The organism is Paenibacillus sp. strain BS8-2, assembly GCF_054483835.1.
This window is the reverse complement of sequence record NZ_CM137010.1, coordinates 4,805,603-4,817,677: the sequence shown is the minus strand read 5'-3', so window position 1 is coordinate 4,817,677 and position 12,075 is coordinate 4,805,603. Positions and strand designations below refer to the sequence as shown.

The window sequence follows — 12,075 nt, the reverse complement described above, 5'->3', positions numbered from 1 at the left end:
AAATGGCGAAGATAAGGGTTGGCCGCGTAAGCGAGCAAATTAAAAAAGAGCTTAGCAGCATTATCCAGATGGAGCTGAAGGATCCGCGAATTGGATTCATCACCGTTACTGGTGTTGAGACAACAAGTGATTTGTCCCAAGCCAAAATCTATCTAAGCGTTCTTGGCAACGACGAACAGAAGGAAGCAACACTCAAAGCGCTTGCTAGCGCCACGGGTTTCCTTCGTTCGGAGCTTGGCAAACGGATGAAGCTTCGACACACGCCAGTGCTGTTGTTCAAATTCGATAGCAGTATCGAATACGGCAGCCGAATCGAGTCGCTTCTCGACGAATTAAACAAAGGAAGCAGCGCGAAGTGACCGGGGCAGAGCGTTATAGCGTTTCATTGAAAGAAGCATTGACCTTCATTGAAGGTCATGCTTCCTTTCTTGTTGTCTCACATGTTCAACCAGATGGTGATGCGATCAGCTCAACGGTTATCGTGGCATGGCTGCTCAATAAGCTCGGGAAAAGCGCTGTACTCGTGAACGAAAGTCTGTTGCCAGGCCGTTTATCCTTTTTGCATCGTTATGACGACATTCAATCACTCAAAGCAACAAAGATGACAGGCTCATTTGATGCCGTTATCGCGGTTGATTGCGCCGATTATCGCAGAATCGGAGAGGCATCGGCATTATTTGCCCCGGATGCAGCACTCCTTAACATCGACCACCATCCAACCAATGATGCTTTTGGTACGGTCAATATTATTAAGCCTGATGCAGCTGCAACCGCCGAAATATTGTATGATCTCATCGAAACAGCAGGTTTGACGCTTGATTTGGATAGCGCGACTGCCCTATATACAGGGCTTCTGACAGATACGGGAGGTTTCCGGTATTCGAATACAAGTCCTCGAGTCATGGAAATCGCTGCAAAGCTTCTGGCCATAGGCGTTTCTGGCAGCGAGCTGGCAGATCATTTGCTTGAGAAGATGACGATCGGCAAGCTTAAGCTGCTGCAGACGGCGCTCAGCAGGCTCACCTTTTCTGATAACCTCGAGATCGGTTGGCTCTACCTGACGAAAGATGATCTTCGCGAATGCGGTGCGGTGGCGGATGACCTGGAAGGTATCGTCAATTATGCGTTGAATGTGGACGGGGTTGAAGTCGGCATTCTCTTTAAGGAGACGGAAGCGGGTCAGGTGAAAGCGAGTCTGCGTTCAGCTGGCAAAGCCGATGTTGCATCCATCGCTCAGTCATTCGGCGGGGGCGGTCACGTTCGTGCATCGGGTTGTACGATGGAAGGACCAATTGCAGTGGCATCGGAACGGTTGGTCGAAGCGGTTAGAAAGGCGTTGGTTTAAGGATGGATGGAATACTAGCGGTGTGGAAACCGGCGGGGTGGACTTCACACGATGTAGTAGCAAAGGTGAGAAGACTGCTTAAACTCAAGCGCATCGGACATACAGGTACGCTTGATCCTATGGTTACTGGCGTGTTGCCTTTATGTCTGGGACGATCTACACGAGTCGTGGAATACGTGCAAGAGAGGCCCAAAGCGTATCAAGCTGTGCTGAAGCTCGGCATTGCTACGGATACAGAAGATATGACAGGCGAAGTGCTCGCATCCGAATCCGTCAGACCGTTGACACGCCAAGATATCGAAGGTGTTCTACAAACGTTTCTCGGCGAAATTGAGCAGGTACCTCCCATGTTCTCGGCAGTCAAGGTAGATGGCAAACGGCTGTACGAGCTTGCGCGAGAAGGAAAGTCTGTCGAGCGCAAATCCCGTAAAGTAACGATTCACAGGATCGACCTGGGTGCCTGCGAGCTTGATATGGAGCAACCGGAAATAACGTTTTCCGTCGAATGCTCCAAGGGAACATATATCCGTACGTTATGTGTAGATATTGGCAAGGCGCTTGGTGTACCCGCTACGATGAAAAGTTTGATACGAACGATGTCAGGCGGCATAACAGCCGAACATTGTTTGACACTGGAGCAGATTGAGGAGCTTCAGGCAACGGGTGATCTGGAGAGCAGGCTTGTTGCTGCTGAACAAGCGATCTCGCATATCCCGAAAGCGATCGTAACCGAGGAAGCTGCCTTGAAGGCGCTTCGCGGGCAGAAGCTGTCGTTGCGTACGGTAACGGTTCATGAGCCGTGGTTGCATGGCACGTTATATCGCATCACGGACACGAACAATTCGTTTCTAGGTATTTTTCAATGCGACATGGAAATTTTCGGATTAAGACCTGTTAAGGTATTCTCATAAACTACGTTTAACGGAAATGCAGGTGTATCGCGATGGAACTTATCTCTATCTCTTATCCCTTTACGAGCTTGACGGAGTTAACGCAGGAGAAGCCGGTCGCCATTGCGATCGGACACTTCGATGGCGTACACCGAGGCCATCAGAACGTTATTCGCCAAGCTGTCCAGACGGCTCGCGAACAAGGGATGTTATCAGCGGTCATGACATTCTCGCCGCATCCCAAGGAAGTACTCGGTCACGGGGATCAATATTACAGTTGTCTGACTCCGCTATCAAAGAAAAAGGAGCTCTTTGAAGAGCTTGGCGTAGATCTCATGTATGTCATGCGTTTCGATTTAAGCTTCGCGGCGGTATCGCCTGCGGAATTCGTTAACGACGTGCTGCGTCCGCTTGGCGTGCGACATGCCGTGGTCGGATTCGACTTTACGTTCGGCTACAAAGGAGCCGGTAATGCCGCCGCACTTCTAGAGCTTTGTGAGGGCGACATTGGCGTAAGCATCGTTGAGCCGCTTTATGAGAACGATGTGAAGGTCAGCAGCACATACACGAGAGAATCGCTTGAACTAGGTGATTTAATGATGGCAAACGGCTTGCTCGGTCGTCCGTATGAAGTGACAGGTACGGTCGTTCATGGTGACGGCAGAGGCCGGACAATCGGGTTTCCGACAGCTAACTTGGAGCTGCATGATCCTTATGTGGCGCCAAGACTTGGTGTATACGCGATTACGGCTAGTATAGATGGCGTATCATACCAAGGCGTCCTCAACCACGGGATGAAGCCGACCTTTAACAAATCAGAGATTAAGCCGGTTATGGAAGCGAATCTGTTTGATTTTGATCAGGACATTTATGGCAAAGAGATGACGGTTCAATTTAATCATTTCATTCGTCCCGAGCAGAAGTTTAGCTCCATCGATGAATTAATCAACCAGATCGCGATTGATGCAGAGCGGGCCAGGACGTTGAATCAGCAACCCTAATTCACAAAAAAAGTGCGATGCTCGACAATGATTGATCATTTATGTTATACTATTCGAAGTTGTGACCGGACCTTGTCCGTTATGGACAATGTTCGACAACAGCCGAACCTTGGCTTGGTTGTCCGCTCTCACCGGCGGCGGCGAGGCTAATGGCGATTATGAAAGAAGGAGGTGAAAAGGATGGCAATTACACAAGAACGTAAACATGAGCTGATTGAGACTCACAAGACGCATGCAAGCGACACGGGGTCCCCTGAAGTTCAAGTCGCTATCCTTACGGAAAACATCGTGAACTTGACGCAACACTTGCGGGAGCATAAGAAAGATCATCATTCCCGTCGCGGTTTGCTCAAGATGGTCGGTCAACGCCGTAAGCTGCTGGCTTACCTGAAGAACAAAGACGTAAGACGTTACAGCGCATTGATTGAAAAACTCGGCCTTCGCCGTTAGAACATGCGTAACAGAAAGCAACCTGATTGTCCCTAGGATTAGGGCTACGGGTTGCTTTTTGTAAACTTATAAGTTTTTTGACTATACATGAATGGAGGTTCGCGAATGATACATAAAGTAGATATGATGCTTGGCGGTAGACCATTTAGCTTGGAGACAGGCCGATTGGCGAAGCAAGCGAACGCGGCCGTCACGGTCCGCTATGGCGAGACTGTTATTCTGTGTACCGTTACTGCTTCCACGGAACCTAAGGATTTGGATTTCTTCCCATTGACCGTGAACTACGAAGAACGTTTGTATGCCGTTGGCAAAATTCCAGGCGGATTTATTAAACGTGAGGGAAGACCAAGTGAGAAAGCGATCCTGTCCAGCCGTTTGACGGACAGACCGATTCGTCCATTGTTCCCGGAAGGTTTCCGTAATGATGTCCAGATCGCAAATATCGTCATGAGCGTGGATCAGGATTGTTCGCCTGAGATTGCTGCAATGATCGGTACTTCTGCAGCGCTGACGATCTCCGACGTACCGTTTGACGGTCCGATTGGCGGAGTAGTAGTGGGACGAATTGATGGACAATTTATCATCAACCCGACTGTCGAGCAAGAGACAACATCCGATATCTTTGTAGTCGTGTCTGGCACGAAGGATGCCATCATGATGGTAGAAGCGGAAGCTAACGAAGTTTCCGAAGAAGTGATGCTCGAAGCGATCATGTTTGGTCATGACGCGATCAAAGGCATCGTAGCTACAATCGAAGAGCTTAAAGCAACAGCCGGCAAAGAAAAGATGGCTGTTAAATTACATGCCGTAAATGAAGATGTGAACACTGCAGTTCGTGCTTTCGCATCAGCTGGTTTGGTCGAAGCGATCAAGATTGCAGAAAAACATGCTCGCCAAGAAGCGATTGACGCTGTCAACGGTGATACGGTTGCTCATTTCCAATCGCTATACGCAGAAACGCCAGAACTGCTCTCCGATGTGAAGGAAGTACTCTATGACATCGTGAAGGAAGAAGTTCGTCGTTTGATTACGCATGACAAGGTACGTCCTGACGGTCGTGGGCTTGACGAAATCCGTCCGATCGAATGCGACGTTAATTTGTTGCCTCGTACGCATGGTTCTGGTTTGTTCACACGTGGACAGACACAAGCACTGAGCATTTGTACGCTGGGTGCTATGGGCGACGTTCAAATTCTTGATGGCATCTCGCCAGAAGAAACAAAACGATTCATGCACCACTACAACTTCCCTCCATTCAGCGTTGGCGAAGCTAGACCACTCCGTCCTCCAGGACGCAGAGAGATTGGTCATGGAGCGCTCGGCGAACGCGCATTGTCCAAGGTTATTCCGTCTGAAGCAGACTTCCCTTACACGATTCGTCTTGTGTCAGAAGTATTGGAGTCCAATGGCTCGACCTCGCAAGCTAGTATTTGCGCAAGCACACTTGCCATGATGGATGCTGGCGTTCCGATCAAGGCACCAGTAGCAGGTATCGCTATGGGTCTGATCAAGGACGGCGATCACTTCTCCATTTTGTCCGACATCCAAGGTATGGAAGATCACCTCGGCGATATGGACTTTAAAGTTGCGGGTACGGCAGCCGGCGTAACAGCGATCCAGATGGATATTAAGATCGATGGTATTGACCGCGCAATCCTGCAACAATCATTAGAGCAAGCACGTCAAGGCCGGATGCATATCCTCGGCAAGATGCTTGAAGTCATGCAGGCACCTCGTACGAACTTGTCCAAGTATGCGCCTAAGATCCTGACGCTTCGCATTAACCCGGACAAGATCCGTGATGTAATCGGCGCAGGCGGCAAAATCATCAACAAAATTATCGAAGAGACCGGCGTGAAAATCGATATCGAACAAGACGGCATGGTATTTATCGCTTCTTCTAACGAAGAGATGAACCAGAAGGCCAAATCGATTATCGAAGGGATCGTCAAGGAAGTCGTAATTGGCGAAATTTATCTTGGCACAGTCAAACGTATCGAGAAATTCGGCGTGTTTGTTGAGATTCTGCCGAACAAAGACGGTTTAGTCCATATTTCACAGCTTTCCACAGAACGTGTGGCCAAATGCGAAGACGTTGTGAAGATCGGCGATCAAATTACGGTCAAAGTAACTGAGATCGACCAACAAGGTCGAATCAATCTATCGCGCAAAGTGCTGCTAACGCCGGAAGTGCCAGCTGAATCCAAATAAGATTCGCGGCTATCCACAATTTCATCGATTCAAGCGAAGAGTCAGAGTCTATCTGTCTCTTTTTGTTTTGTATTCAAGACAAGCTGCATAATCTTGTCCTCCTGCTCATAGGATGGTTCATAAACGCATATCGGCTTTGCTGCGGTTGACTTCGATCGCATGCCGAATGTCGGAATGGGATACGCTGGGAGTGAGAGGAATGGCTCTTCGCAAGGCGACTGCGATTGCGGCAAGCATATTAATGGTGCTCGTCTTTGTTCGATTAAACGGGGATATCCTTTCCTTTATCCACGCGATCAAAGCTGGCGAAGATGCGTCCTTTGCTTTTGGCCCGCCATCCTTGTCAGAGGACGAGAAGCGCGAGCTGTATAACCGGATTGTTGCAGAAGCAGAAACGAAATACATAGAGCCTGTCAATGCAAGGATCGATCGGGTGTGGCATGCCATTCCCGGCTATAATGGGCTGGAGGTCGACATCGAGCGCACCTATGAGGAAGCGCTCAAGTCCGCAAGAGCTGAACCGATACCTTTTCGTTACAAGGAGATTGAGCCGAAGATCGGACTTGAGGATTTAGGAGCACATCCGATCTACAAAGGAAATTCGAACAAACGGATGATTGCCTTTATGATTAATGTTGCTTGGGGCAACGAATACTTAGATCCAATTCTAGAGACCTTGGCACGAGAGAATGTGCGGGCAACCTTTTTCTTGGATGGTTCGTGGTTAAACAAAAACGGTGAGCTAGCACAAAAAATAGTGGATGCTGGGCATGAATTATCAAACCATGCATATTCCCACCCGGATATGAAAAACTTGAACCGAAGCGATCAATATTCGCAGATCATGCGGACCGAGAAATTGCTTAAAGAGCGGTTAGGAATCAACAATCGTTGGTTTGCTCCGCCGTCTGGCTCCTACAATGGAGCAACCGTGCAGATCGCGAAGGAACAGGGTCTCCAAACGGTGCTTTGGACGATTGACACTGTTGACTGGATGAAACCCCAGCCTCAGACGATCGTGAATAAGATCAATTCGAAGCTGGAGCCTGGCGCACTTATTCTGATGCATCCGACAGCATCTTCTAGCGCGGCGCTACATGGCATGATTGCCAGCGCCAAGTCAAAGGGATATTTTATTGGCACGGTCAGTGAGACATTGTCGTCTGCCCGAACGCCTGCCGTTCTTGAGGGCGGAGATGGATTCTGATATAGTGGAATCATTCGTGTTAGTGATTGGCAATGTTCGGTCATAGTAAGAATACGGCTTAACAAATCGCCATTAATAGGGGGACGCTCGGTGAACAAATACATACTTAGCAACGGCTTGCGCGTAATGGTGGAGAATATCTCCACTGTTCGTTCAGTCTCATTCGGTATTTGGGTAAAGACGGGATCGCGAAACGAGACGCCGGAAAATAACGGAATCTCACATTTTATCGAACATATGTTGTTTAAGGGAACGGAGAAACGTACAGCTAAAGATATCGCAGATCTGTTCGACGGTATTGGAGGCAACGTTAACGCCTTTACTTCCAAAGAGTATACCTGTTATTTCGCCAAGGTGCTGGACGAACATCTGCCGCTGGCTGTGGATGCTTTGTCGGATATGTTTTTCCATTCGCAGTTCGACGAGCAGGAGCTTGCCAAGGAAAAAAACGTTATATTGGAAGAAATAGCGATGTACGAGGATACACCTGATGACAAAGTACATGATGAATCATCGCGTGCCGCATACGGAGATCATCCGCTTGCTTATTCGATTCTCGGGCTGAAAGAACGTCTTGAAGCCATGGGACCTGACGCATTGCGGGGTTATATGAATGAACGGTATACGATTGAGAATACAGTCATTAGCGTAGCGGGAAATGTAGAGGATGAGAAGCTGCTAGCGATGCTGGAGCAATATTTTGGAGCGTTTAACCGTCACTCTGAGCCCGTTCTTCTTACACCACCTGCGTTCCATGGCGATTATTTGTTCTATAAGAAGAAGACAGAACAAAACCATCTCTGTATTTCGTTCCCTGGCTGCTCGAACGCGGATCCGCTTCTCTATCCCATGGTACTGCTCAACAATGCGATGGGCGGCGGGATGAGCTCACGTCTCTTCCAGGAAATTCGAGAAAAACGCGGTCTTGCTTATTCCGTCTACTCGTACCATACGGGATATGCGGATTCGGGACTATTTACGGTCTATGCGGGAACAGCGCCTAAGCAAACAAAGGATGTGCTTGAGCTTACGATGGAGCAACTTCATGAGTTGTCCGTCAAAGGGCTTGCCGATGATGAGCTCCACCGCGGCAAGGAGCAGCTAAAAGGTTCGTTAATATTAAGTCTCGAGAGCACAAGCAGCCGAATGAATCGTATTGGCAAAAACGAGCTTATGTTAGGCCGACATTATACGCTTGACGAGCTTCTGGCTCGTATCGATAATGTAACAATGGATCATATCCGCGAAGTGACGAAACGGATGCTGGCAACGCCATTCGCAGTCGCAACGGTAGGAACAACAGATAAAGAAATTGCAGGGTTGAGGAGAGATCAGCTTGTACCAGGTTCTGTTTAAACGGTTAGAAGGCAACGAAGATATCGCGATTCCGCGAAAAATGTCAGAATGGGCGGCAGGCTTTGATCTGCAGGCCGCGGTTGACGAGCCGGTTGTACTTGCCCCGGGAGAACGTAAGCTAGTTGCAACCGGATTTGCGATGGCCATGCCAAGTGAGTTGGAGGCACAGATTCGTCCGCGCAGCGGACTTGCGTATAAACACGGTATTACTTGTCTCAATTCGCCAGGAACGATCGATGCGGATTATCGCGGCGAGGTGAAAGTGCTGCTTGTTAATCTCGGACAGGAACCGTTTACGATAACTCGCGGTGAGCGCATCGCGCAGATGGTATTCCAGGTTGTGCCACAAGTTTCGATCGAAGAGGCGCAAGAGCTTCCTGATACGGTTCGTGGTGCAGGTGGATTTGGCCATACTGGGGTTAAATAAGATCATTAAACAAGATGATTAGGTCCAAGAAAATAAGTTGTCCTTAGTAGTCATTGGAACATGACGACTGGGGCGGCTTTTTTTTGTTGCCCGCAACTGTTCACCCCGCTTTGGGCGATGGCATATGATGGTCTATACCTTTTTGCTTAACTTTACATTCAATGGCTTAGAGAGGAGTGAAGCCTGATGCTTACTGGCGTTCAAGTGCTTATGCTCGGTGGCGATGCCCGGCAGCTGGAGGTCATACGCAAGCTGAGCGAGCTGGACGCTTCCGTAACGGTATGCGGCTTCGACGGTTTACATTCGTCGCTGGACGGCGCGGTACATGCTGAATTCGAGGAGGCGTTGTTCGAGAACGTCGATGCGCTGTTGCTTCCTGCCGTAGGAACAGATGACAACGGCCAGATCCATGCGGTATTCAGCGACCTAGAGATTGTGCTTACTGAGCAGCATATGGCTAAGCTGCCTTCGCATTGCACCGTTTACACCGGGATGGCGAAACCTTATTTGAAGCAACTATGCACACAGTTCGGCCTTAAATTGGTCGAATTATTTGATCGCGACGATGTCGCCATTTATAATTCTATTCCGACAGCGGAAGGCGCGCTTATGATGGCGATTCAGCACACGGATATTACGATTCACGGCTCCCAATGCATGGTTCTCGGATTCGGAAGAACCGGGTTTACGATGGCTCGAGTATTGCATGGATTAGGGGCGAAAGTCACAGTTGGCGTACGACGTTCCGAGCATTATGCGAGGGCGTCAGAGATGGGCTTCGAGCCGTTCTACACAGGGGCTTTGCTCCAAAAAGCGGGCAATATTGACTTGCTTTTTAATACAATTCCGACTATGATAGTCACAGCGCAAATTATAGCGAATTTACCATCGCGAGCGGTCATTATCGACCTCGCTTCGAAGCCTGGCGGCACAGATTTCCGCTTCGCTGAGAAACGTGGCATTAAGGCCATGCTTGCACCCGGTCTCCCCGGTATCGTCGCTCCCAAAACAGCTGGACGTATCATAGCGGAATGCTTGGCACAGTTGATTACGGATGATACGAACATGCGGGGGAATGGGATATGAACTGGAATGGAATTACGGTAGGTTACGCTTTGTCCGGCTCTCATTGCACATTTGCAGAAGTAATGCCGGAGATTAAGCGTTTCGTCGATGCTGGCGCAAACGTGGTGCCGATCGTATCGAATACGCTCATAACGACTGACACAAGGTTCGGCACGGCAAAGGAATGGCAAGAACAGCTAACGAGCATTACGGGCAACGAGATCATCTCGACGATCGTGCAAGCCGAACCTCTGGGACCTTCCAAGCTGATTGACGTACTAGTCATTGCTCCTTGTACGGGGAACACGACGAGCCGTCTGGCGAACGCGATTACGGATAGTGCCGTATTGATGGCGGCCAAAGCGCAGATGCGTAACGGTCGACCGATTGTATTAGCCATTTCGACAAACGATGGATTAGGGCTTAACGCCGCTAATATAGCAAAGCTGTTGGTGGCTAAACATATTTATTTTGTTCCATTTGGTCAGGATAATCCGGTACAGAAGCCGAATTCATTGGTGGCACGTATGGATTTGGTCATGGAAGCCTGTGAAGCTGCACTGCAAGGAAAGCAAATTCAGCCTTTACTCGTGGAGCGACACGGTTAAGCGGACAGATTAGATCGTTGCATTAGCAAATTGTGTTTGATGATGTCTAGCAGCTGCCTATGATTTCCGCCATCGTGTAGCATTCACAACAAAAAGTTAAAGCTCAGGCCTAATTTTAATTTTAGCAGCCAATAGTATTAAACAACGGATCATGCGCTGCTCCTCATCATCAGTAGATGATAGGAGGAAAGCGGCAATGCGAATCCTCGTACAGAAATTCGGAGGAACCTCAGTCTCTAGCCTGCATGCTAGAGAACGTGTCATTCAACATATTAAGAGGGAACGCGACGACGGATACCAAATCGTCGTCGTTGTGTCCGCAATGGGGCGTAATGGTGACCCCTATGCAACGGACACGCTGCTCGGACTTGTCAGAGAAGAGGGCGACAAGCTCCCGGCGCGGGAGAAAGACATGCTGATCGGTTGCGGAGAGATTATCGCCGCAGCCGTGTTGTGCGCCATGCTTAATGCCGCCGGCATACCCTCTGTTGCGTTAACAGGCGGAAGCGCGGGTATACTGACCGACGAAGGATTTGGCTCTGCACGGATCAAACGAGTGAATCCAGACCCTGTGATTCAGCAATTGGAACGTGGCAACGTAGTTGTCGTTGCAGGGTTTCAAGGGATATCGACACAAGGTGATTTGACCACTCTCGGCAGGGGCGGCAGCGATACGTCCGCAACGGCGCTAGGTGCAGCTCTAAGAGCTGAGATGGTGGATATTTATACGGATGTCATTGGGATCCTGACCGCTGATCCTCGTATCGTAACAGATGCCAAGCCTCTGCCAGTAGTGAGCTACGCAGAGATTTGTAATATGGCAAGACAAGGGGCGAAGGTAATCCACCCTCGCGCAGTTGAAATTGCTATGCAAGCCAAAATACCGGTACGGGTGCGATCGACCTTCTCCGAAGAGACGGGCACGCTTGTAACAGACGACCTCGCGCTCGCAAGCGAACGTCCCGTCAGAGACAAACCGGTAACAGGCATTGCGCATGTTGCGGGCATTACTCAAATTGCTGTTAAAGCGATAGATGGACGTAACGACATGCAATTGCAGGTTTTCCAGACGATGGCACGACATCATATCAGTGTGGATTTTATCAACGTTACACCAAGCGGTGCCCTTTATACGGTGTTTGACAAGGATGCTGAAGTCGCTGGAACCTTGCTCAAGGAAGCGGGCTTTGCTCCTGCATTAGTGCCAGGCTGTGCCAAAATTTCCGTCATAGGCGGAGGGATGAACGGGCAGCCAGGCGTCATGGCTCGGATCGTGGAGGCTTTGACGGAGCAAGGCATTTCTATCATGCAATCAGCCGATTCCAATACAACGATATGGGTATTGGTTCGGGAAAGTGATATGGCTGTTGCGTTAAGGGCATTACACACGAAATTCGATCTTCATTTATGAAGCAGTAGACATAAAAGATTGTTCGAATCGTTCGATATGCGTGTACGAGACTAATTCATGCTTCAATTCATTGAAAAACGAACGATATGAACACTCACATAATG

The 12,075-nt window shown here is 49.2% G+C and carries 12 protein-coding genes; all 12 read left to right on the top strand.

Features of this window, described 5'->3' with window-relative positions:
- Window positions 1-2 precede the first annotated feature (2 nt).
- The 12 genes from rbfA (at window position 3) to dapG (ending at window position 11,971) form a co-directional block, all read left to right on the top strand.
- Window positions 3-359, top strand: a complete 357-nt coding sequence (gene rbfA / locus ACX1C1_RS20885; protein WP_458954082.1) for a 30S ribosome-binding factor RbfA — start codon at window positions 3-5, stop codon at window positions 357-359.
- The gene (locus tag ACX1C1_RS20880) at window positions 356-1,345 is read left to right on the top strand and encodes a DHH family phosphoesterase (RefSeq protein ID WP_458954081.1); all 990 of its coding nucleotides are present in this window, start codon (window positions 356-358) and stop codon (window positions 1,343-1,345) included. The genes rbfA and ACX1C1_RS20880 overlap by 4 nt, the downstream gene beginning before the upstream one ends.
- A 2-nt stretch (window positions 1,346-1,347) precedes the next feature.
- The gene (gene truB / locus ACX1C1_RS20875) at window positions 1,348-2,256 is read left to right on the top strand and encodes a tRNA pseudouridine(55) synthase TruB (RefSeq protein WP_458954080.1); all 909 of its coding nucleotides are present in this window, start codon (window positions 1,348-1,350) and stop codon (window positions 2,254-2,256) included.
- 32 nt (window positions 2,257-2,288) lie between these two features.
- On the top strand, window positions 2,289-3,236 hold the full coding sequence (locus ACX1C1_RS20870) for a bifunctional riboflavin kinase/FAD synthetase (RefSeq protein ID WP_458954079.1): 948 nt from the start codon (window positions 2,289-2,291) through the stop codon (window positions 3,234-3,236).
- A gap of 180 nt (window positions 3,237-3,416) precedes the next feature.
- A complete protein-coding gene (rpsO, locus tag ACX1C1_RS20865; RefSeq protein ID WP_116043562.1) occupies window positions 3,417-3,686 on the top strand; it encodes a 30S ribosomal protein S15 in 270 nt (89 codons plus the stop codon).
- 105 nt (window positions 3,687-3,791) lie between these two features.
- A complete protein-coding gene (pnp, locus tag ACX1C1_RS20860; RefSeq protein WP_458954078.1) occupies window positions 3,792-5,897 on the top strand; it encodes a polyribonucleotide nucleotidyltransferase in 2,106 nt (701 codons plus the stop codon).
- A gap of 199 nt (window positions 5,898-6,096) precedes the next feature.
- Window positions 6,097-7,104 carry a polysaccharide deacetylase family protein gene (locus ACX1C1_RS20855; RefSeq protein WP_458954077.1) on the top strand — a complete coding sequence of 336 codons (1,008 nt, stop codon included), beginning with the start codon at window positions 6,097-6,099 and terminating at the stop codon, window positions 7,102-7,104.
- Window positions 7,105-7,194: 90 nt separating this feature from the next.
- Window positions 7,195-8,460 carry a M16 family metallopeptidase gene (locus ACX1C1_RS20850; RefSeq protein ID WP_458954076.1) on the top strand — a complete coding sequence of 422 codons (1,266 nt, stop codon included), beginning with the start codon at window positions 7,195-7,197 and terminating at the stop codon, window positions 8,458-8,460.
- A complete protein-coding gene (gene dut / locus ACX1C1_RS20845) occupies window positions 8,441-8,887 on the top strand; it encodes a dUTP diphosphatase (RefSeq protein ID WP_458954075.1) in 447 nt (148 codons plus the stop codon). Before ACX1C1_RS20850 ends, dut begins: the two co-directional genes overlap by 20 nt.
- 186 nt (window positions 8,888-9,073) lie before the next feature.
- Window positions 9,074-9,973, top strand: coding sequence for a dipicolinate synthase subunit DpsA (gene dpsA / locus ACX1C1_RS20840; RefSeq protein ID WP_458954074.1), 900 nt, complete (start codon window positions 9,074-9,076; stop codon window positions 9,971-9,973).
- Window positions 9,970-10,560, top strand: coding sequence for a dipicolinate synthase subunit B (locus tag ACX1C1_RS20835; RefSeq protein WP_458954073.1), 591 nt, complete (start codon window positions 9,970-9,972; stop codon window positions 10,558-10,560). The genes dpsA and ACX1C1_RS20835 overlap by 4 nt, the downstream gene beginning before the upstream one ends.
- A 196-nt stretch (window positions 10,561-10,756) precedes the next feature.
- Window positions 10,757-11,971, top strand: a complete 1,215-nt coding sequence (gene dapG / locus ACX1C1_RS20830; RefSeq protein ID WP_458954072.1) for an aspartate kinase — start codon at window positions 10,757-10,759, stop codon at window positions 11,969-11,971.
- The last annotated feature ends 104 nt before the right edge of the window (window positions 11,972-12,075 follow it).